Genomic DNA, 20339 nt, shown 5'->3' with positions numbered 1-20339 from the left:
GCATTTTCACGTCATCAGGAGATCGCTGTGCAAAGCGTCGTATTCCCCAACAAGATCCTGCCTTATCTGCTGGTCGCACCACAGATCGTGCTGACGGTGATCTTTTTCTTCTGGCCCGCCAGCCAGGCGCTCTACCAATCGACCATGCGCGAAGACGCCTTCGGACTGAGCAGCAATTTCGTCGGGCTCGCCAATTTCTCCGCTGTTCTGTCGGATGAGAGCTATCTGAACTCGTTGAAGGTTACGATCATCTTCAGCGCGCTGACCGCACTCGTCTCCATGGGACTTGCCCTGCTTCTGGCAACAGCAGCGGACCGCGTGGTGCGCGGCAAGGGTTTTTATCGCACCATGATGATTATGCCCTATGCCGTGGCGCCCGCTGTCGCCGGCATGTTGTGGCTTTTCATGTTCAACCCGGCCATGGGCACCTTCTCTTATATCCTGCGCCGCAACGGCATCATGTGGGACCCACTGCTCGACGGCAATCAGGCCATGCTGCTGGTCGTCGCAGCCGCCGCATGGAAGCAGATCAGCTATAATTTCCTGTTCTTTGTCGCAGGCTTGCAGGCAATTCCGAAATCATTGCTGGAGGCGGCCTCCATTGATGGCGCCCGCGGTTCACGGCGCTTCTGGACCATCGTTTTCCCGCTGCTGGCGCCGACAACCTTCTTTCTCCTGGTCGTCAACACGGTTTACGCCTTCTTCGATACCTTCGGCATCATCCATGCCGTCACCGGCGGCGGCCCCGCCAAGGCGACGGAAACGCTGGTTTACAAGGTCTATAATGACGGCTTCGTGAACCTGAACCTCGGCTCTTCCGCCGCGCAATCCGTGATCCTGATGGTGATCGTCATCGCGCTCACCGCCTTCCAGTTCCGCTTCGTCGAGAAGCGCGTGCATTACGGCTGAGGATTTCACCATGATTGAAAATCGCCCGGTCGCCCGCATGGTCGCCCATTTGATGCTCATTCTCGGCATCATCATCGTGGCCTTCCCGATCTATTACACCTTCGTCGCCTCTTCCATGACGTCGAATGACATCATCCGCCCACCCATGTCGCTGCTGCCCGGCGATCATCTGAGCGCGAACTACACCGAGGCCATGGTCGGCGGTGTCGAAAGAGTGGTCGGCGTCAGCCTCGAGCGGCTGCTGTTCAACAGCTTCGTCGTGGCGCTCGCCATCGCCATCGGCAAGATCGTTATCTCGTTCCTGTCGGCCTTCGCCATCGTCTTCTTCCGCTTTCCCTTCCGCATGGGCTTTTTCTGGATGATTTTCATCACGCTCATGCTGCCGGTGGAGGTGCGTATTCTGCCCACCTACAAGGTCATTGTTGATCTTGGGCTGATCGATACCTATGCGGGACTGACGCTGCCGTTGATGGCGTCTGCGACGGCAACATTCCTCTTCCGGCAGTTCTTCCTGACCATTCCCGGTGAACTGGTAGAGGCGGCACGTATCGACAATGCAGGTCCGTTCCGCTTCATGCGCGATATTCTGCTGCCGTTGTCGAGAACCAATATCGCCGCCCTTTTCGTGATCCTGTTCATCTATGGCTGGACCCAATATCTCTGGCCGCTGCTCGTGACCAACGACGCCAAGATGAACACGATCATCATCGGCCTCAAGCGCATGGTGGATTTCACCGACGCTTCGACGCCCTGGAATTACGTGATGGTGACGGCGATCCTCGCCATCATCCCCCCTGTTATGGTTGTGGTGCTGATGCAGCGCTGGTTCGTCAAAGGTTTGGTGGAGACCGAAAAATAATGGCAAAAATTGCGCTGAAAGACGTCCGCAAGGTTTATGGCGGCAATGTCGAGGCCATCAAGGGCGTATCGATGGACATCGCCGACGGCGAAATGATCGTGCTGGTCGGTCCCTCTGGCTGCGGAAAATCCACCCTGCTGCGCATGATCGCCGGTCTGGAGGGTATTTCCGGCGGCGAGATCGTCATTGGTGACCGCGTCGTCAACGATCTCGAACCATCCGACCGCGACATCGCAATGGTGTTCCAGAACTATGCGCTTTATCCGCATATGACGGTGCGCCAGAACCTTGCCTATGGCCTGAAGAACCGCAACACGCCGAAGGACGAGATCGAGAGGCGCATTACGGAGGCGGCCAAGGCTCTCGAAATCGAACAGTTCCTGGAGCGCAAGCCGCGCCAGCTTTCCGGTGGCCAGCGCCAGCGCGTGGCCATGGGGCGCGCCATTGTGCGCAAGCCGGCGGCGTTTCTGTTCGACGAGCCGCTGTCCAACCTCGACGCCAAACTGCGTGTGCAGATGCGGGTGGAAATCCGCCGCCTGCAACGCTCGCTCGCCACGACAAGCGTTTATGTCACCCATGACCAGATGGAGGCCATGACGCTGGCCGACCGGCTGGTGGTGCTGAACGCCGGCCGCATCGAACAGATGGGTACGCCGATCGAGCTTTACGAAAAGCCGGCGACCACCTTCGTCGCCACCTTTATCGGCTCGCCCTCCATGAACCTTCTGGCCAATGCCGCGGCCTCGTCCAATGCCTCGACCGGCTGGTCGGTCAATGGCGCCGCAGCACTACCGCAAAACGCCGCCACGCTCGGTATCCGCCCGGAAGACATCACGCTGGCGGAAGCAGAACCTGCCGATGCCGCCTTCACCGCCAACGTGCAGGTGGACGCCGTGGAACTTGTGGGCGCGGAAAGCTATGTACACGGCTCCTTCGCCGATGGCACCACCATCGTCTTCCGCGTTCCCGGCCGCTCGCAACTGCGCATCGGCGAAACGCTGAAGATCGCCGCACAGGCAAAGGATTTCCATCTGTTCGATGCGTCGGGCAAGCGGATTTAGACTTATAGATGAAGATCGAACACTCGCCATTCGGCGAGTGCTCGGGCATCGCTAAAGCCTTCGCCAGCTCGCTACCACACCAGCTCCACCTGTGGCCGGCCATTGGAGGTTTTCTCCACCGTGCGGCCGGTCGTATCAACGTTGCAGTGGACGCGCTGCCGGAAGGCGGAGAAGCTTTCGAAGGTCACGACGTCGACGGGATCATCCAGATGCAGGGTGAGCCTGTAACGTTCGGGATCGCCGCCGAGCGCCTGGACGCCGAGCACGGAGGCGACGAAAGGCTGGCCGAGATAGAGGCCTTCCACCCTTGAACCCAGAAGATTGGGATTGAAAGCGGGGCGGTTGCCGGCTGCTGCGTGCAGGGTGTTCCAGTCGCGAAAGCCATATTGCGCGGCAATAAGTTCCAGCGCCTTGGAGTGGGTGATTGCCTGTCCCTGTTCCTCAAGCGCTGTGCGCAGGCGTTTTGCCTGTTCTTTCAGCCCTTCAAGGGCGGGAAACGGTTTGGACACGTTCATAACGGTTCTCCAACATCGACATGCCGAATTTTCCGAAGGGGGTCCGCGTTGCCATCGACGACATGCAAAACATGGGATGACCGAAATCAAGGAAAAGAGCTTCACCAGGGGCAAAATGCCTGCGGACGGCCGGGGCTCTTTGCCCGTGGCCATCCGTATAACTCAGAATGCGCCGCCCGTCAAAGGCGGCGCTGACGACCACCCGGAATCAGAAGCGATAGGTGATACCGGCACCGATGAGCCAGGGATCGAGCTTCGCCTTGCCGCTGATCGGCGTGCCGCCGAGTTCGGCGGTCCAGTCGGTCTTCAGGAAAATCTTCTTCACGTCGAAGTTCACGCCCCAATGCTCGTCCAGCATATAGTCGAAACCGACCTGCACGGCAGCACCGAGCTTGTTCTTCACGTCAAGATTGCTGAAACCGGGCTGTTCGGACTGGTTGTAGAACAGCGAATAGTTCACGCCTGCACCGATATAGGGCTTGAAGGCGCCGAAATCGGTGAAGTGATATTGCAGCGTCAGCGTCGGCGGCAGCAGCCATGTCTTGCCAACCGGCGTGCCGGCCAACACGCCCTCGCCATTGATCTTGGCATAGGTGGTGCCGAGAATGAGTTCGGCGGCAAAATTCGGCGTGAAGAAATAGGTGATGTCGAGTTCCGGGATCACCGTATCCGAATAGGACAGACCCGCCCCCGGCACACCGTCGACGCTGCCGCTGTCATTGGTGATGACGCCGAGACCGCGCACGCGCAGCATCCATGGGCTTGCCGCCGCAATCGCCTCTTCGGCGGTGGGTGCCGGCGCTGCCGGGGCCAGATCGGCGGCCAGTGCGCCGTTCGCCATCATCATCGCCGCAACACTGGCCAGCAGGGCGGTCTTCTTGTTCATCTTTGTCATTCCATCTCTCCTATAGCGCAGCGCGGCCGGGCAATTCCCGAAACCGGCTGATGACGGCGGGCTGGCGACTCTTCGCCTGCCGTGCCGGATCGCAGCCACTATGGCGATGGACGGGATGGGCCGATTGAGATGGATCAAATGGGCACGACGATCGCTCCTCAGGCCAAAGAAGCAAGCGGCATTGTAACAATTACGCAACAGCCGCTACCCCGTGAAGTGTGCTTCCATAGCCTGAAAAGCCGGAGGACGCCGGTCCGGCGTCCTCTTTTCACCCTCAGGCCGCCTGCGGCGTCAGAGTGGCGGAGCCCGGCTTCCTGAGAAGCAGTACCGAGACAGCCGCGATAAGACACATCAGACCGGCAATCTGCAACGCAGGCATATAGGTATCGAAATCGCTCTTGAAGAAACCGGCGCCGAAAGCGGCGGTGGCCGCACCCAGCTGATGACCTGCAAATACCCAACCGAAAACGAGACCCGCTTTTTCGCGGCCGAAATTTTCAGCGGCGAGCTTCACCGTCGGCGGCACCGTCGCCACCCAGTCCAGTCCGTAAAAGACGGCGAAGACCGAAAGCTCGACGACGCTGAAACCGGAGAAGGAAAGATAAAGCAGGGAGAGTCCGCGCAGACCGTAGAACCAGAACAGCAGGAACCGGTTGTCGAAACGGTCGGAAAGCCATCCGGCGAAAATCGTGCCGAAGAAGTCGAAAATGCCGATCACCGCCAGCGTACCCGCCGCCGTAACCGCGGCCATGCCGAAATCACCGCAGATGGAAATCCAGTGGGTCTGGATCAGACCATTGGTGGAAAGCCCGCAGACGAAGAATGTACCGAACAGGACCCAGAAAACGGAGTTACCGGACACGCTTTTAAGCGTCACCAGCGGTGAAACCAGCGTAGCGAGAAGATTGTGGTCCTGCTTCGGCGGTTTTACCACCGCCGTCTCACCATAGGCCGGCAACCCGACGTCGGAAGGGTGGTCACGCATCAGAAGCAAGACGAGGACCATGGCGGTCGCAATCACCGCAACGGAGAGAGTCAGTGCCGTCCGCCAGCCATAGGCCTCGGTGAGCGCCGCCAGCAGCGGCAGAAACACCAGCTGACCCGTGGCGTTGCTGGCCGTCATCAGGCCGATCACCAGGCCACGGCGTTTGGAAAACCATCGCGATGCCACCGTCGCACCCAGCACCAGTGCGGTCATGCCGGTGCCGACGCCGATCACCACGCCCCACAGAAGCAGCAATTGCCAGACTTCCGTCATGAAGAACGAGGCGACGATGCCGCCCATGATCAAGGCAAGCGCCGTCGATACCACCTGCCGGATGCCGAAATGGTTCATGAAGGCGGCAGCGAAAGGCCCGAGAAGACCAAAAAGCACCAGCCTGACAGCCATGGCGGAGGAAATATCGGCGATATCCCAGCCGAATTCCTGATGCAGCGGCTGGATCATAACCCCTGCAGACCCCATCGCGCCGGCGGTGGCCAGCATGGTCAGAAAAGTGGTGGCGGCAACGAGCCAGCCGTAATGCAGGTTTCTGCCGGCCATCCAGCTGGCAAGGCGTGTGGAGAGCATGTTCAAAATCCCTTTCCATGGCCTTCGGCCGAGTCTTTCGGGCATCTACCCGGATTTACGGGCAGATACCCGCTTTTTGATCAAAAAATTACAGGGCCGCGAGAAGTTCCTGCAACTGAGCGGTCTTTTCCGGACCCAGACGGGCCTCGATTTCTTCCTGCACCCTGTCCCAGAGCGGCGCGCCAGTCTTCAGGACGGCCTGCCCTTCCTCCGTCACGGTCAGCATTGCCTCCCGCTGATCCTCGCCGTGACCAATTGCTACCAACCCCATGCGCGCCAGCACCCTGGCATTGCGACCCACGGTGGAACGGTCCAGCTCCACCCTCGCGGCAAGATCGGTGAGTGACACCGGCGCAGTGCGATTGATGTTCCGCAGCAGGCTGAACTGGCCGATATTCACGCCAAGCGGCGCCAATGCGTCGTCATAATAGGACGAGACCTTGCGGGATGCTTTGCGCAACAGAATGCAATGGCAGCTATCGTTTGGCATTTGTCTCGGGTATATACCCGCAAATTCTTGCAGGCAAGGGGTGTTTGGAAAAATGTTCTGAATCACAATTACTTACGGTTGACCAAACAGCTCCCGCAATCAAAACTTTCCAAATCACTTCACAATGTCCCGACGGAGACCCGGGCATGTTTCTTTTAGATACGAGTGTTCTGAGCCAAGCGCAATACGAAAGAGCGCACTCGTCCGTCGCCAGCTGGCTCGCGAAACAACACTACTTGACCATACCTTTTCCGGTGCTACTCGAAATTCAACAGGGGATCGTTGAAATTGAGCCAGCCGGTGAACTGCAACTGCCTATTAGTCAGGCGATCTCGAAATTGAAGTCAGACCAATAATCGAATAGCGTCTTGACCTGCTTCTTCGGGTCAGCCGTGCCGTTCCGGACCAGGGAGGAGTACGTTCTCCCTCCACGGGCTGATATTCCGTCGATCAACGTTGCAAGACGCTCGCTTGATGCAGCAACGAGAAAAACGTCACGATCGTCACTCACATAAATCAGAGCGTCATTTGGCGAGAAAATATATTTATCAGTGTCGACAAACTCACTTTCCAGTTTAACCGCTTCGGAAAATGATGAGGCTAACGAATGCTCGAGCGATTTATTCCCGCTTGAAACAAACAGTTGACGCGAACCGAAAAACGCCTGGAAGGCACCATATTCGGCGTCATCCAGCCAGTCCACACCAAAGAAAATCCTGAAACCGTTCCTGCGGCAGAACTCCTTGTCTATTCCATATCGATCGGATTTCATCTTTGGCCTCATGTCGATGGGCTGCCGGGATATCTGTATTTTCGGAAAGGCCGTCCGTTCGGCTTGATAATATCGAGTGTTGGCCCATTGCTTTTACTTTCAGGTCGCACCGTTACGGTCCGGCCGTCAGACAGCTTGCCTATCCTAATACCATTTCCTTTATCGATCGCATTGTCTCCCACAAGGTCGTCAAAATCCTTGTTCGCATCGTTGACGGTCCCAGGCCTGTCTCTGTTGAAATCCTTGTCACCGGGTTTCTGGGTGGAATCCGCATCCATCTCCCCGATCTTTTCTTTCTCTTTCTTCTCCTTCGCCTCCGCGCAGTCGCCGGTGCACTCAGACGCATCGTTGCTCTGCAGCGTGTTGTCCGCATCGTCGTCCGCCTTCGACATCTGCTGACTGACGATATAAGCGCCACCGATGATCGTCACTGCCGCAAGAACACCATAGGCCACCCAGCCGGGTGGCCCAGCCGCCAAAAGGGGCGCGCCAGCAACAAGCGTCGTCATGCGCTCACTCCGCGATGCGCAGCAGCCCTGACGGACTTCAGCAACAACCGCACTTTCTCATCCGGTGTCCCTTCTCCTCCGCCCGTCATATAGTCAGTCACGCCAGGTTGTTGCGTCAGCCGACCACCCGTTATCGCCTGGAGATAACACCAGCGTCCCAACCCCGCTTCCGATCGCACACCAAGCGACCTTGCCTCGCGAATATGAGACCTTATCCAGATATCGCGCTCCTCCTCGCCCATACCTTTGAGGTGATCTCCGGCGTTGCGCTCAAGATAGCCAGATATTTTGTGGCGAGAGGCCTGATCGCGCGTTTCGGAAACAGACGCCATCATGTCCTGTGACATAAGAATCGGCTCACCAAGCGGTCGATCCGACGAAACTGCCATCCTTGCCCGCTTCACGCCACCGCCCCATTCGTGACCGGGTGCGAACAACAGCTGTGTAGCGGGGCCGAAAAGATGACTGAGTTGGGCCTCGTCCAAGACTGGAATGATCTGCATCATAACATTCGCATCCGCATGCCGGAAGATGAACGGCTCATACGCAGCGAACGTCCCGCTCTCAGAGGCTGAGAGATCGCCTTCAGCTGCAGGTGAGGCCTTTTCGCTGCGCAGCAATTCGTCTGAAACGTCAGGGCCCCTCCATGTCTTCGGCACAAATATCCGGTTGAGACCGCGCAGATGCCGATAAAGCCGCTCGGAAGCCAAATCGTTTTCCCCGGACCAGAAAACCACAGCGGGTTTGCCCTGGCTCAACAAAACTATCTTCCGAAGGCGTTCCTCTACCTTTACTTTATCGCCTTCAGGCACCGGCAGCATTCCACCACCCGTCGGATCACCTTCCTGCAGAGATAACATCATCTTCGCGGAAAGCGCAGCTGAGCGCGTCTGCAGAACCTCTTCAGACAGATCATCCTCCACCTCATCCGTAGATGACGGTGCGCCCGCAGAACAGGATATCGCAGCCTGGTAAGGGTCGACCAGCCAAGGGCCACCGAGAATGACGTCGTAATCATCGCTCGCATAACGGTAGAGCGGTCGGTGGGCAACATTCGCCTCTTTCAGCAGTTGCGGCAGATCGCTGTATTGCGAGCCATCCATGACGGCGTAAACACGCTTTTCCGGATTGGCCGCGAGTTCGCAAACTGCTTTCAGCAGAGCTTGAGAGGCCGTGTCCTGTTGTCTCTCGTCAGTGGGCTCAGGAAGCATTGAAACTATCCCCGCACCATCGGCATCGATCTCGCTGCCATACTTTTCTGGCAATTGGTGCCACCAGCGTCTCCAGCTTTAATGGAGCCGGAACCGTCACCAATAAAAACATTGGAGGAGCCCGTTTGCGCCTGCCCACCGCAATCGATCGCATCTCCTATACGGCCAGCAGGCTTACCATTGATGAAGACCGTCGACGAGCCAGCAGCAAGCTTGCGACCATGCGAGGGCTCCGGACAAACCGGACAACCATGAGGAACATACGCATCGCCTACCCGCATCAGCGACTTTTTGTTGACGAATACGTTAGGGCTGCCGCCGGTCGCAAGTGTCGGCGGGAAATGGCAAGAATGGCCTGAGCCTATGTCGGAACGGCGATGAGCTGAGGGCATTACTTAATTCCTATCCTAGATTCCCAGAATCTCTTTGAGCTCTAACGATAAGGTTTCTTTGTGATCCAGAGTTAGATCATCATTCGGTTTCTCAAACCTCGCTGCCAGCAGAAGCGAAATACCCCCGACATCCTTACCTGCAGCAATAAGTTCGACCAGTGTATTTCTCGGGAGAATCTCGGGATTGATCAGAAGTGCGGCAAGATTGGTATTGCCGTCCGTAACGGGCGAAGGTGCTCCGAGCTTACGCCATAGCGCCAAGACGTCGTCGAGTGAAGCGCCCTTGCACCAAGATGTTGCGGTGCAAGCTATCGGTGTCCATCCCACTGCTGCACACATATATACCCAACGCTCGACCTCAAAGTCCGCCAAGAAGCGCGCTTCCTGCCGGTGTTTATCAAGCACCTCCAACGCCAGTGCGGGTCTTCCAGCTTTTATCTCTGAAAGATAATTATTCTCCCAAAACTTGTTTAGAGAATGCAGTTCGAACCATACGCTCATTGGCGTTCGACCGCGGTCGAACTGAACCAATGTTGTAAAGGGCACGCTATCAAAAAACCTGTCTATGTTCATATTGACGTATGTTTCTTAACTCGGGTATCGGATCGCGCCATCGTTAAACATTGCGCTTGAAAATACTCTGCAAAATTCCTGCAGCCGTTCCTGATCAACGGGGTAAGGGTCCCCAGCGCGGTGCGCCAAAGACCTCACGATGTTCTGCTGCAATCCATGGCAGATAAGGATTTGATGCCGGGGCGCGCGCTCCTCGGTTTAACTGCTCATCCATTTTGATAATTTCCTGAAGAGCGTAATCACTGTCGGGGTAACCGAACTTAGTGGGATTCTCCATCATCTCTTTCTTAATGTTGCTTAGGACGCGATCCTGTTCCTGTATCCGTGAGAGTTGCTGTGCTTGTGCATATGCAGGCGACTTCCATTGATGGAAGTATGGATGGACACTGTAACCGCGAAAGGGATATTCCTCCGTTTTGGAATAGGCACGCTCGGTCCAGAGCGAATAGAATTTATCGACGAACCAGAACCCCCGCATTGAGCCGAGAGAGGCCGAAAGCAACGTAGGTTCTTGGGTAATGTTTATAGCTCTTGCTTCAGTGAAGAGATTGCTCGCGTCGGCGAGGTATGCTGTCCCGGCACCTATAACAGCCTCAACGGAAACACCTGATACTGCACCATATGTCCAGTTCAAATCATTCGACGAAAACGGTTTCAGTGCATTGAACCCAGACACATTTGCCGCAAGCGTCCGGTATATTTGATGCGCGGAGCCAAAATCATCTTCTTCGTAATGCCAATTCAGCGTATCAACTCCGTCACGCGTATGCTCGAAAGCTTCTACGACTTGAGCTGGATCGCTGTGCTGCTGGTTCGATCCCGGATAGCGTGGCGTTTGGCCTCCGCCGCGGGTCGCCCTCTTTGTAATATTCGAAAGACCATAACCCGCTGTTAGTCCGGCTCCTCTAAATCGAGCGGAAAATGCAACGAGGCTTTCCTTTCCGAAGAACAGAAACGTGTGTCCCCCGACGATCAAGGAGGCCCCTTTGTGATAGCCGACCAGCCAGCTTTCGGACTTTGTGTTGGCCAAACCTGCCCACCGCTCAGGATGCTTCAGATCGTTGCCATAAGGGAATGTTTCCTTAGCCATGCTTCCTACTCATATGGATGAAATGGCTCACTGCTATTGGTTCCCTCACGCGAGGGCTCAAGAAGACAGTAGAGCTTGGAATTGTAAACAGCGGCGATTGGATAGCAGGTATCGGCAGATGCCTGAGCACCGCTGGAGCACTGCTGCAGGCCGTTGAAAACATCCATCGCGTCACATTTGTCGCCAGCGCATTCGGCTTTAGTGAACTGGGTGTAAGCCCCAGTCACATAAAAGAGAGTTGGCTTGGAGTACCACTCCGGATTGCCGACATTGTCGACAAGCCTTTCATAGGCCTGTGCAACCTCATCACGGGTCCCAAATGCAAATTTCTGCGGCCGCGCTGCATAAAAATCGAATTCCGCCTCATCGCTAGTACAACTCGGCGTCCAACCAGAAGAAGAGGCTAAAACGATAAGTGAAATAAAGGTTATAAACTGCATCGAATTTTCCCGGCGACATTGAGGACTAGGAACGCATCACGCTTCCTATTGGAAAGGGCGAAAACGATTTTCAGCGTCGAAATCCTCCAGTGAAGGCTCAAGGAGGCAATAGACGCGCGACTGATATACTGCTGCGATAGGTGTACATGCCGTCTTGTTACTCCCAGGATCGGCTGCGCATTGCTGTTCGCCAATCAGGATATCCATCCCGCGACATTTGTCTCCAGAGCATTCTGATTTGGTGAAGTGCGAAAAGTCTTTGGTCACATAGAACAAGGTGGGCTTTTCAAAGTGCGCCGGATCGCCAATTACTTCTATTAGTTTTTGATAGGCTGCCGAAACGTCATTACGCGAACCAAACGCAAAATTTGTCGGAGACGTTCTGAGGAAATCAAATTCCGACACATCCGTTACACAACTCGGGGACCAACCACTGGGCGAAGCCAGTGTAACAAGTAGAGCGAGTGCGGAAAACTGCATGAAGAGGTCTCCGATATTAGTTCAGGTCAATGCGACCGGCATTGGCTATTATTGTGTTTTCGCCGTTAATCTCGATATCCTTAAAATCAAGGAAAAGACGTGCCCCGCCGAGACAAACCGTGCCGTCCTGATGAAGCAGGATGTGCGATTCTCCACAGTGAATGTGAACCTCTCCGGAACTGCCAACTGTTATCGATTTTCCAGCCGAAAGTCCCATTGTGTCACTACTGGTAAAGGCGATCCGCCGGCCCGCGTTGACGCCATAAGATAACCCGACGTTGGTCATCATACCCACGCCCGCATTGATCGAGTTATAGACGCCAACAGTCTCGGTCTTGTTCTTTTCAACCGTCAGCAACATGTTGCCCTCACCCGGGTTGAGAGCACCGGGCAAACCCAATTTGGCAGCGGCCTGACCAATCCCGGCGGTGAGGGACGCCAGTACTCTAGTAACGATGCGACCAATATTTGCTGGCCCTACGCTGATCGAAAGATTCCCTCCGATGATTTCATCATGGTTATTCCGGACTTCGATCTGCCTGTTATTGCCAACAAATTGGACGTCATTGTTGTCCGTAGCATGTGTGTTATTGTTGAGGACCTTCGTATTCATGTCTTTTTGTGCATGAACATAGATTTCTTCGCGGCTATTTTCGTCTTCGAAGGTCAATTCGTTGAAGCCGGTTCCCTTGTGGGTATTCGTGCGGAATGTACTCTTCGTCTTGTTCGCCGGCAGGTCGTAAGGCACGGTTTGGCGTGCGTTCGGCACCACGCCGGTCACAAGCGGCCGGTCAGGGTCGCCGTCGACATAGGCGACCATCACCTCCATGCCGATGCGCGGAATGATCTGACCGCCCCAGGTGGAGCCCGCCCAGTTCTGCGCCACCCGCACCCAGCACGTATCCGTACCATCCTTCTTCGCCTTGCGATCCCAAGGAAACCACAGCTTGATGCGGCCATATTGATCCGGATGGATTTCCTCACCCTCCGGGCCAGCGACGATCGCCACCTGCGTGCCTTCGATGCGCGGGCGTTTTGTTGACCGGTGCGGCGTCAGCGGCACGCGCGCCGGGATCGCCTCGAAATGGTTACGATACTCAGGCTCGTTACTGTTTGTCTCATAGGAGAGATCGACAATGCTGTGGCTTGCTCTGATGACCACATGCTCTTCATAGGCATGATCGGGATGGGCAACCTCGTAAGGCGTGAACCGTCGGCCCGCCTCCAGAATGCGCGAGGTGGACGATCCGAATACCCGGTCGTGATCCGCCTCGATCGATTGGGTTCTGAGTTTTTGCGCCCGCTCCGCTTCTTCAACGGTGCTGATCCGGGCCGGATATTCGTAAAGCTCGCGCTTGGTCGCATCCGGCATCTGCACCAGCGACGGCGTCATCGTGCCAGGGACCATGCCCGGCGTCTCGAAATTCCAGTCCGCGCCCGCACGCTGGCCGGAGACATAGGAGAACCGCCGCGCCCAGTCATTGATGTGGTTACGGTCCGATGACCCCTGCGCCAGACGCACCCTGCCCTCGCCTTTAGCGGATGGTGACGGCCCAAGCCAGCCGCCGGCGCTATCGGCCACATGCAGCTTGTGGCTGCCATCCTCGTGGCTGAACCAATAGAACAGGCCGTCCTCCTCGAAACGACGCATGAGATAGGAGAGATCATCTTCGTTCCATTGAACGCTGTAATGCTGTGCAGGCGGCGGCGAAATGATGCCTGACGTATCGGGTGCGGGAATGCCGTGTTCGGAAAACAGGGTCTCGACGATATCCACTGCCGTCTTGTCCATCCAGATACGGCAGTCGGAACGGCGCGACAGAAGCCACATCTGTGGCCGGATGGTCATCGAATAAGAGCGCAACCCACGCGTGATCGGAGGACCTTCATGGAGCTCCGTTACCAGGCCGTTGAACGGACGGCGGATGCCGCTGCCCTCTTCGCCGTCCCCTTGCTCAACCTCGACCGACACATCCACCAGCCGTCCGATCAGCTCTTCGGGCCTAACCGCTTCTTTCTTGGCCCGCACCGTGAGGCGGATATCGAAGAGCTGCGACACGCCCTCCTCTACCGTCAGGCGTTCCGGCAGCAGTTGGTCTTCGCCAAGTGGCGACTTGACCTTGAGGACGCGGCTCGCCTGGATGAAGTCAGAGGATGAGGGCTGGTCGTTCATCGGGAACCTCGATAGCAGAGCACAAAAAATCAATCGGCTGTCAAAATCTCGACAGAATGCAATCAAACATTGTGGCGAAACCAAGGATTCATCACGAATTTTGCAACCTGGATACGCTAAATATCCATCGGTGATATCTGACAAGCTGGAGCATCGCGTGACGGTCGAGAAAATTTCGAGGCAAACGAAACACGATGCCGATACCTACGGCCTGCGCCGCGAAAAAGCCGCTGGGGCTCACCACGGGGCTGGCTGGTGGGTCAGTATCCGGCGGCGTGGCCACAGGATTGTCAGGCTGTTTAAGGACAGTATCTACGGTTCCGGCGACGAAGCCTACCGTCAGGCTCGCGCCTACCGCGACGCCATCATTCTTGCCATTCCGCCCGCGACCAACCTCGAGCAGGCGGTGCTTCTGCGTAAAAACAACCGAAGCGGAATCTCCGGCGTCAGGCGCGTCGAGACGGCTGATGGAGATGTCTGGCAGGCAACCTTGATGACCAACGAGGGGCAAAAAAGAGAAAACTTCTCAATCGCGAAGTTCGGTGAGGAGGCGGCAAAATCGATGGCGATCACTCAGCGACGCACCTGGCTGAAGGCGTTGCCGGTGACACATCTCGCCTATGCCCATCACGCCGCGGAAGTGGCGCGCGCGCAGTTCGGCGACAAACTTGCGCCAGCAGATGATATTTTGCCGGAGGTGCGTCTGGCCGATGCTGACATCAAGGTGCGCATCAAAGAGATTAACGACCAATTTGATGCAGCTCGGCCGAAGCGGCTGCGGGTTCGGGTAAAAAGCTATTCAACGGACAGGGTATCCATCGCAGTTTCCGATGCAGAAAGCCCCGCGCGCAAAAAACTTATGCATCTCAACAGGCGGGGCAAGACAGGGATCGAAATCATAGACGCGATCAATAGAAGCGTCCGAGAAACCGTGACAGCAATTCATGATGAGAAAATCGCGAGATGGTTCTGTTCAACCTATGGAAACGAGCTGCTCAACCCTCAGGCATTCAGTATCGATGACGGTTTCAACGTGCTCGTTATTGTGCCCGAGGACTCAAGTTCCCGCGTAACGCACAGGCCCGACCGATATCCGTAAATTATCCACCCAGCTCGCGTAAGAAGTGCGTCGCCACATATCTCGTAGCCATCGCGGAAAAACCGCCGACTATGATCGAGAAAGAAATCAAAAGTGATATTGTTTCTTGATGACCAACGAACAAGTAGAAAAACGGGAACGCCCCGCTTACTCCTTAAGCCGCTGCATGTTGGTTTCCGCGCAGAACTGAGCCGGTGGGGGTGCGGATAAAAAGTTGGACTGTTTTAAATAGTCAGGCCGAGGCTCTTACGATATTCGACCGGGCTAAGTGATCCCAGTGATATTTTGATGCGCGTTTCATTGTACCATCGGATGTAGGCGTCCACCTCTGCCACGAACTGCTCGATCGTGATGACCTTCCAGTCTCGTCTAGAAGAGCTCGGTTTTCAACCGACCGAAGAACCCTTCGCACGCGGCGTTGTCTTGCGAGCAACCCTTTCGAGACATCGCGCGAACCAGTCTTGCTTCGCTGATACGGGTTAACCAGCCGGGCCATCGATAATGCGCTCCGCGATCAGAATGGATGATTGGCCGTTCCGCTACGTCGGTCACGGTCTCGATTGCGGCGTTCAGCATGGTATTGACTAGGCCAGCATCTGGTTGCGTCCCGACCGACCAACTGATGACCATGCCGTCAAAGCAGTCGATGATAGGCGAAAGGTACGCCTTCCCGGCTGGGATCTGGAACTCGGTGATATCTGTCAGCCATTTCACATTCGGCGCCTCAGCATGGAAGTCGCGATTGATCAGGTTCTCGGGTGCCGGACTGATTTCTCCCATATATGATCCAAAACGCCGCCGACGCGGCCTGGCAACAACTAACTGCTCCTGCTTCATCAATCGCTGGACAACCTTTTCCGAGATTACCACGTTTTGTCTGGTCAGCGACGCCTGCAGTCGTCGATAACCGTAGCAACGACGGTTCGTTTCAAAGATCTCAGCTAGGCTGTGGCGGACGGCGGCATACTTGTCTGCCAGGCACATGCAGGCGCGATGGTAAAAGTAGGAGCTGCGGGCAATCCGAAGCTGGGCAAGCAGCTCTGGCAAGCGATAAACTTTCTTAAGGACGTCAATCAGCTGTTTCTTCTCCCGATTACTCAGGATCTGCAGATCGACGCCCCAGGTCTTTTTTTAGGAGTTCGTTGGCCTTCTTCAGGAGATCGTGCTCGAGTTGTAACTGGCGGACATCACGCTGGAGCGCTTCAAGCTGTCGCTCGAGCTCTACACGTTCAGGCAGCTTAGAGTTGGATTCGCGGCGTTTCATGGATGAGGGAGCCTCGTGACCGAGTAGCTGATCTTTCCAGTTGTACAATGTCGGCCTTGAGACGCCCAGTCGGTCAGCTACCTGTTGAGCGCTTTCATCTCCACTGCACAATCCGCTGACCCCCGCTTGCCGGACCTCTTCGGAATAGCCAGGGTGCCACGATCGACCGACCATCGATGTCCGCGCCTCCGGAAACGCCTCACGAACCCATGCGGTTAGAGTTCCTCGACCGGGATAGCGCAGCGCCCTCATCGTCGCAGAGATGCAACGATTGGGGTGCGAAAGTGCTCAAGTGCCGCCTGCCTCTGAGCCTCTGAATATTTTGGCGCTCGCGCTACCGGCTGAGTACGTAGGTCGAGATGCTGTAGGTACTCGCGGTACCAGCCCCTCAGCGCATTCTTGGTGGGATATCCCAGCTGGCGAATGGTCGCGTTAAGCCGCTTGCCAAGCCGGATATAGAGCTCAACCGCTCGAAGTCTGTCTGCGTAGGAATACATGAACTACCTCCTCGGTGGTCCAAGTTTTTGTCCGCACCCCCATACTCCCAGATTCAAGTATATCCCCGGTCATTTTGCGTGACTCCGTACAAATGTCAGTTGGAAAGGAAGTCCGCACACATGATATGGTCGAAAGAATAAACCCCGACTTTGAGCCGGGGTTTGATAATAAGCATCGAAGCTCGCCTCAGGCCGAAAGCCGGCGGCCGTTTGCAACCAGAAGACCGGCAGCACCTTCCAGCCAACCGGATTTCAACTCCAGCGCCAGGAAACGGCTGCGTTCGAACGGGCCGGGCATGATGAGGTGCTGCGCCTTGTCGGCGAAGAAACCGAAGCGCTCGTAATAGGGCGCGTCGCCAACGAGAAGGACAGCGCCATGGCCGCGTCTGGTAGCCTCGGCAATTGCCGCGCGCATCAGCGCGGAGCCGATGCCCTTGCCCTCGTGGGCGGCATCGACGGCCAGCGGGCCAAGCAGCAGCGCCTCGACGGGACGACCTTCGCGCGATATGCCGGCTTCGACATTCCATAGGCGCACGGTAGCGATGACATGGCCATCCTCGTCACGGGCGACAAGCGCCAGGCCTTCGGCCGGAACGCGGCCGGCGCGCAGCTTTTCCGAAGACTTGCGGCGGCGGCCAGCGCCCATGGCGCGGTCCAGCAGATTCTCACGGGCAACGACATCGCCCGGGTTCTCCTGATCGACATGAAATGTCTGTGGTGTGAAAAATGCCCGTACCGAATTCAAAAGAGCGGCCATCTTTGGCCTCCCGTCACACAACCGCCCACACGCGGCCCTTGATGAAAAATGGTGAAACCGTTCCGGCCCGCCGACACGCTTTCCTCGGCTGGAAGAGGTGCAGCAAGCAGGGATTTGCGCAACAGCACAATCGGCAGGGCCGGAACGGAAGCTTGGTCGAGACGCCGCCCTGTTCAGCGGGCGGCGTTCGGATCAGATGACGTAAGCCTTCAGCGGCTCAAAGCCATTGAACGCGACCGCCGAATAGGTGGTCGTGTAGGCGCCTGTACCTTCGATCAGAACTTCGTCGCCGATGGTCAGAGAGACCGGCAGCGGGTACATGTTCTTTTCATACAGCACGTCGGCGCTGTCGCAGGTCGGGCCGGCCAGAACGCAGGGCTGCATCTCGTCCTGATCACGCTCCGTGCGGATCGGGTAACGGATGGCCTCGTCCATCGTTTCGGCGAGACCGCCAAATTTGCCGATGTCGAGGAATACCCAGCGGTGGTTGTCGTTGTCGGACTTCTTCGACACAAGAACGACTTCCGCCTTGATGACGCCGGCATTGCCGACCATGCCGCGGCCCGGCTCGATGATCGTCTTCGGGATCTGGTTGCCGAAGTGCTTGCGCAGTGCCTCATCAATCGCCTGGCCGTATTCTTCGGCAGCCGGAACGTCGCGCAGGTATTTGGTCGGGAAGCCACCGCCCATATTGACCATCTGCAGGTGGATGCCCTGCTTGGCAAGCGATGCGAAAACGCGCTTGGCGTCAGCCAGCGCCGCATCCCATGCGTCGAGGTTCATCATCTGCGAACCGACGTGGAAGGATACGCCGTAGGACTCAAGACCGAGCTGATGGGCGTAAACCAGAACGTCGACAGCCATCTGCGGCACGCAGCCGAACTTGCGCGACAGCGGCCACTCAGCGCCTTCGCCATCCGTCAGCACGCGGCAGAATACGCGCGCGCCGGGAGCGGCACGGGCAACCTTCTCGACTTCCTCATGGCTATCCACGGCGAAGAGATCGATGCCGAGCGCGTAGGCGCGGGCGACATCGCGTTCCTTCTTGATGGTGTTGCCGAAGGAGATGCGGTCGGACGTCGCACCGGCATCGAGAGCCATCTGGATTTCAGCCACGGAGGCGCAATCGAAGTTGGAGCCGAGCGAAGCGAGCAGCTTCAGGATTTCCGGAGCCGGGTTTGCCTTGACTGCGTAATAGATCGCGCTGTTCGGCAGGGAATGCCGGAACGCGTTGAAATTGTCGCGCACGACGTCGAGATCGACCACAAGGCAAGGGCCTTCGGGACGACGGGTCTTGATGAAGTCGAGAATGCGTGCAGTCGTCATCGATATATTCCCTATAAAACCGACTCCGGAAAAATCCAGAGGACAAAGGACGCTCGAGATATGCATTCGAATCAGCCGGTGGAGGCGCAGAATCGATAGCATACGCTCAAGGCGCGAATATGAACGATGCCCTGCCAGAGCATCATTCGGCTTTGTCTGCCATGGATTGGAGGGAATGACCCGACCGCACTTCAGGCAATGATGGTGTGCCTCTTCAGTACCCCGGCTGATGGAAAGCCGGCAGAGAACCAGAAAGGCCCGCACCGTCGTTGCTTCGTATGTCCTCGCATTTCCCGGTTGGCCGGAATAGCGACTGGAGGGGTTAGTTCCAGGTACCTTACCTAAATCCTCACCACATCGAGGAATCGGCGGACACACATGGGCACGTGCGACTTTGGGCAGCACGGGAGATAAGAATATTCGCAGTCATAATCAAGAGGTTTTTTTCACCATTTAGCGGATTTTTTCGGCAGTGAATTTAGGGTTGAACAGTCAGTCCGCAGCGTTCAATTATATGGAACGAACCGGAGGATTTTCATGGACACGCTCACCCGCATCCGCGCCTTTATCGATGTCGTCGAAGCGGAGGGCTTTTCCGCCGCCGCGCGCAAGACCGGGCGCTCCAAGGCGCTTCTGTCCAAATATGTCCGGGAACTGGAAGACGATCTCGGCGCGTTGCTCCTCAACCGTACAACGAGGCAGTTCTCGCTGACCGAGGCCGGACATACCTATTATCGCACCGCCTCCGACATTCTAAAGGAGATCGACAACCTTGCCGACCTGGTGCGCGAGAAAAATGCCGATCTCAAGGGCAAGCTTAGAATTTCGGTGCCACGCACCTTCATCGATGCCGATGTGGGCCAAAGCCTCATCGACTTCGCCAAGGAAAACCCGGAACTGATGCTGGAAATAGTCGCCGATGACCGGTTCGTCGATCTGATCGAAGAAGGTTTCGACCTTGCGATCCGTATCACGCGGCTGGAGGATTCGGGTCTTATTGCCCGCAAGCTTTCCGATTTCCGGGTCTATGCGGTGGCGACGCCGGACTTCGTTGCGAAACACGGGCCGCTCGACGGACCGCAGGATTTTGCCCGCGTGCCCTTCATCATCGATACCAATACCCGCTTTCACAATACTGTACGTTATCTGGAACCGGACGGCGGCTCGAACTCGGTCGCCATCAGCGGGCCGATAGAGGTGAACAGCCCGCAGGCAACCTTGCGCGCGGCCCGTGCCGGGCTCGGTATCGCCATGGTGCCGGATTTCATCGCCCGGCCGCATATCCACTCCGGTGAACTGGTGACCCTGTTCGACGACTATATCTCAAAGGATCGCGGCATCTATGCCGTCTATCCGCACCGGCGTTACCTGCCTGCCAAGGTGCGCAGTTTCGTGGACTATCTCTCGGCGTGGTTTCGCAAGAACGAGTGAGGAATGGCTTTCATCAACCACCGAAA

The 20339-nt window shown here is 56.7% G+C and carries 20 protein-coding genes and 1 pseudogene; 5 read left to right on the top strand and 16 right to left on the bottom strand.

The genetic code is table 11. The features are described from left to right. Window positions 1–27 precede the first annotated feature (27 nt). The 3 genes from ugpA to ACFVTJ_RS13085 are packed head-to-tail and all read left to right on the top strand — an operon-like array spanning window position 28 to window position 2829. Window positions 28–909, top strand: coding sequence for a sn-glycerol-3-phosphate ABC transporter permease UgpA (ugpA, locus tag ACFVTJ_RS13095; RefSeq protein WP_386907988.1), 882 nt, complete (start codon window positions 28–30; stop codon window positions 907–909). Window positions 910–919: 10 nt separating this feature from the next. Further along, window positions 920–1768 (top strand): sn-glycerol-3-phosphate ABC transporter permease UgpE, encoded by an 849-nt coding sequence (ugpE, locus tag ACFVTJ_RS13090; RefSeq protein ID WP_386907987.1) that lies wholly within the window; start codon window positions 920–922, stop codon window positions 1766–1768. Beyond that, complete coding sequence (locus tag ACFVTJ_RS13085) at window positions 1768–2829, top strand: sn-glycerol-3-phosphate import ATP-binding protein UgpC (RefSeq protein ID WP_386907986.1); 1062 nt, start codon at window positions 1768–1770, stop codon at window positions 2827–2829. The genes ugpE and ACFVTJ_RS13085 overlap by 1 nt, the downstream gene beginning before the upstream one ends. A gap of 71 nt (window positions 2830–2900) precedes the next feature. Here the strand turns inward: ACFVTJ_RS13085 and ACFVTJ_RS13080 are convergent, their stop codons facing one another. From ACFVTJ_RS13080 to tssI, 13 genes are all read right to left on the bottom strand, one after another. Further along, a complete protein-coding gene (locus ACFVTJ_RS13080) occupies window positions 2901–3344 on the bottom strand; it encodes a glyoxalase superfamily protein (RefSeq protein ID WP_386907984.1) in 444 nt (147 codons plus the stop codon). A 208-nt stretch (window positions 3345–3552) separates the two neighbouring features. After that, complete coding sequence (locus ACFVTJ_RS13075) at window positions 3553–4239, bottom strand: OmpW family protein (protein WP_386907982.1); 687 nt, start codon at window positions 4237–4239, stop codon at window positions 3553–3555. Between the two features lie 274 nt (window positions 4240–4513). Continuing rightward, window positions 4514–5809, bottom strand: coding sequence for an MFS transporter (locus ACFVTJ_RS13070; protein ID WP_386907980.1), 1296 nt, complete (start codon window positions 5807–5809; stop codon window positions 4514–4516). A gap of 88 nt (window positions 5810–5897) precedes the next feature. Beyond that, window positions 5898–6299 carry a MarR family winged helix-turn-helix transcriptional regulator gene (locus tag ACFVTJ_RS13065; RefSeq protein WP_386907979.1) on the bottom strand — a complete coding sequence of 134 codons (402 nt, stop codon included), beginning with the start codon at window positions 6297–6299 and terminating at the stop codon, window positions 5898–5900. 322 nt (window positions 6300–6621) lie between these two features. Beyond that, on the bottom strand, window positions 6622–7071 hold the full coding sequence (locus ACFVTJ_RS13060; protein WP_386907977.1) for a hypothetical protein: 450 nt from the start codon (window positions 7069–7071) through the stop codon (window positions 6622–6624). Window positions 7072–7079: 8 nt separating this feature from the next. Further along, complete coding sequence (locus ACFVTJ_RS13055) at window positions 7080–7580, bottom strand: hypothetical protein (RefSeq protein WP_386907975.1); 501 nt, start codon at window positions 7578–7580, stop codon at window positions 7080–7082. Further along, window positions 7577–8791 carry a hypothetical protein gene (locus ACFVTJ_RS13050; protein ID WP_386907973.1) on the bottom strand — a complete coding sequence of 405 codons (1215 nt, stop codon included), beginning with the start codon at window positions 8789–8791 and terminating at the stop codon, window positions 7577–7579. The genes ACFVTJ_RS13055 and ACFVTJ_RS13050 overlap by 4 nt, the downstream gene beginning before the upstream one ends. Before the next feature lie 5 nt (window positions 8792–8796). Continuing rightward, window positions 8797–9183 carry a PAAR domain-containing protein gene (locus ACFVTJ_RS13045; RefSeq protein WP_386907971.1) on the bottom strand — a complete coding sequence of 129 codons (387 nt, stop codon included), beginning with the start codon at window positions 9181–9183 and terminating at the stop codon, window positions 8797–8799. Window positions 9184–9198: 15 nt separating this feature from the next. Next, the gene (locus ACFVTJ_RS13040) at window positions 9199–9756 is read right to left on the bottom strand and encodes a hypothetical protein (protein WP_386907969.1); all 558 of its coding nucleotides are present in this window, start codon (window positions 9754–9756) and stop codon (window positions 9199–9201) included. 94 nt (window positions 9757–9850) lie between these two features. Beyond that, window positions 9851–10846, bottom strand: coding sequence for a hypothetical protein (locus ACFVTJ_RS13035; RefSeq protein WP_386907967.1), 996 nt, complete (start codon window positions 10844–10846; stop codon window positions 9851–9853). 5 nt (window positions 10847–10851) lie between these two features. Next, window positions 10852–11286 carry a hypothetical protein gene (locus ACFVTJ_RS13030; RefSeq protein WP_386907965.1) on the bottom strand — a complete coding sequence of 145 codons (435 nt, stop codon included), beginning with the start codon at window positions 11284–11286 and terminating at the stop codon, window positions 10852–10854. A gap of 45 nt (window positions 11287–11331) precedes the next feature. After that, window positions 11332–11766: a hypothetical protein gene (locus tag ACFVTJ_RS13025; protein WP_386907963.1), complete on the bottom strand. Its 435-nt coding sequence runs from the start codon at window positions 11764–11766 to the stop codon at window positions 11332–11334. 16 nt (window positions 11767–11782) lie between these two features. Next, entirely contained in the window at window positions 11783–13939 is a 2157-nt protein-coding gene (tssI, locus tag ACFVTJ_RS13020) for a type VI secretion system tip protein TssI/VgrG (RefSeq protein ID WP_386907961.1), read from the bottom strand. On the opposite strand from tssI, the gene ACFVTJ_RS13015 reads away from it, so the two are divergent. Further along, window positions 13908–15038: a hypothetical protein gene (locus ACFVTJ_RS13015; protein WP_386907959.1), complete on the top strand. Its 1131-nt coding sequence runs from the start codon at window positions 13908–13910 to the stop codon at window positions 15036–15038. The genes tssI and ACFVTJ_RS13015 overlap by 32 nt on opposite strands. Before the next feature lie 224 nt (window positions 15039–15262). On the opposite strand, the pseudogene ACFVTJ_RS13010 reads toward ACFVTJ_RS13015, so the two are convergent. From ACFVTJ_RS13010 to odc2, 3 genes and pseudogenes are all read right to left on the bottom strand, one after another. After that, window positions 15263–16799, bottom strand: a pseudogene (locus ACFVTJ_RS13010) (IS3 family transposase). A 187-nt stretch (window positions 16800–16986) separates the two neighbouring features. Next, the gene (locus ACFVTJ_RS13005; RefSeq protein WP_386907957.1) at window positions 16987–17556 is read right to left on the bottom strand and encodes a GNAT family N-acetyltransferase; all 570 of its coding nucleotides are present in this window, start codon (window positions 17554–17556) and stop codon (window positions 16987–16989) included. A 192-nt stretch (window positions 17557–17748) separates the two neighbouring features. Then, on the bottom strand, window positions 17749–18882 hold the full coding sequence (gene odc2, locus ACFVTJ_RS13000; RefSeq protein WP_386907955.1) for an ornithine/lysine decarboxylase: 1134 nt from the start codon (window positions 18880–18882) through the stop codon (window positions 17749–17751). Between the two features lie 537 nt (window positions 18883–19419). On the opposite strand from odc2, the gene ACFVTJ_RS12995 reads away from it, so the two are divergent. Further along, entirely contained in the window at window positions 19420–20313 is an 894-nt protein-coding gene (locus ACFVTJ_RS12995; RefSeq protein ID WP_386907953.1) for a LysR family transcriptional regulator, read from the top strand. Window positions 20314–20339: the final 26 nt, after the last annotated feature.

The organism is Agrobacterium sp. NPDC058088 (assembly GCF_042885035.1).
GTDB lineage: Bacteria > Pseudomonadota > Alphaproteobacteria > Rhizobiales > Rhizobiaceae > Agrobacterium.
This window is presented reverse-complemented; position numbering and strand designations above follow the sequence as displayed.

Excerpts from the sequence above, each read along its gene's own strand:
- ACFVTJ_RS13055 (WP_386907975.1), bottom strand. The coding sequence starts at position 7,580 with ATGACGACGCTTGTTGCTGGCGCGCCCCTTTTGGCGGCTGGGCCACCC.
- odc2 (WP_386907955.1), bottom strand. The coding sequence starts at position 18,882 with ATGACGACTGCACGCATTCTCGACTTCATCAAGACCCGTCGTCCCGAA.
- ACFVTJ_RS13040 (WP_386907969.1), bottom strand. The coding sequence starts at position 9,756 with ATGAACATAGACAGGTTTTTTGATAGCGTGCCCTTTACAACATTGGTT.
- ACFVTJ_RS13015 (WP_386907959.1), top strand. The coding sequence starts at position 13,908 with ATGAAGTCAGAGGATGAGGGCTGGTCGTTCATCGGGAACCTCGATAGC.
- ACFVTJ_RS13080 (WP_386907984.1), bottom strand. The coding sequence starts at position 3,344 with ATGAACGTGTCCAAACCGTTTCCCGCCCTTGAAGGGCTGAAAGAACAG.
- ACFVTJ_RS13035 (WP_386907967.1), bottom strand. The coding sequence starts at position 10,846 with ATGGCTAAGGAAACATTCCCTTATGGCAACGATCTGAAGCATCCTGAG.
- ACFVTJ_RS13045 (WP_386907971.1), bottom strand. The coding sequence starts at position 9,183 with ATGCCCTCAGCTCATCGCCGTTCCGACATAGGCTCAGGCCATTCTTGC.
- ACFVTJ_RS12995 (WP_386907953.1), top strand. The coding sequence starts at position 19,420 with ATGGACACGCTCACCCGCATCCGCGCCTTTATCGATGTCGTCGAAGCG.
- ACFVTJ_RS13065 (WP_386907979.1), bottom strand. The coding sequence starts at position 6,299 with ATGCCAAACGATAGCTGCCATTGCATTCTGTTGCGCAAAGCATCCCGC.
- ACFVTJ_RS13030 (WP_386907965.1), bottom strand. The coding sequence starts at position 11,286 with ATGCAGTTTATAACCTTTATTTCACTTATCGTTTTAGCCTCTTCTTCT.
- ACFVTJ_RS13085 (WP_386907986.1), top strand. The coding sequence starts at position 1,768 with ATGGCAAAAATTGCGCTGAAAGACGTCCGCAAGGTTTATGGCGGCAAT.
- ACFVTJ_RS13070 (WP_386907980.1), bottom strand. The coding sequence starts at position 5,809 with ATGCTCTCCACACGCCTTGCCAGCTGGATGGCCGGCAGAAACCTGCAT.
- ACFVTJ_RS13005 (WP_386907957.1), bottom strand. The coding sequence starts at position 17,556 with ATGGCCGCTCTTTTGAATTCGGTACGGGCATTTTTCACACCACAGACA.
- ACFVTJ_RS13060 (WP_386907977.1), bottom strand. The coding sequence starts at position 7,071 with ATGAAATCCGATCGATATGGAATAGACAAGGAGTTCTGCCGCAGGAAC.
- tssI (WP_386907961.1), bottom strand. The coding sequence starts at position 13,939 with ATGAACGACCAGCCCTCATCCTCTGACTTCATCCAGGCGAGCCGCGTC.
- ACFVTJ_RS13050 (WP_386907973.1), bottom strand. The coding sequence starts at position 8,791 with ATGCTTCCTGAGCCCACTGACGAGAGACAACAGGACACGGCCTCTCAA.
- ugpE (WP_386907987.1), top strand. The coding sequence starts at position 920 with ATGATTGAAAATCGCCCGGTCGCCCGCATGGTCGCCCATTTGATGCTC.
- ACFVTJ_RS13075 (WP_386907982.1), bottom strand. The coding sequence starts at position 4,239 with ATGACAAAGATGAACAAGAAGACCGCCCTGCTGGCCAGTGTTGCGGCG.
- ACFVTJ_RS13025 (WP_386907963.1), bottom strand. The coding sequence starts at position 11,766 with ATGCAGTTTTCCGCACTCGCTCTACTTGTTACACTGGCTTCGCCCAGT.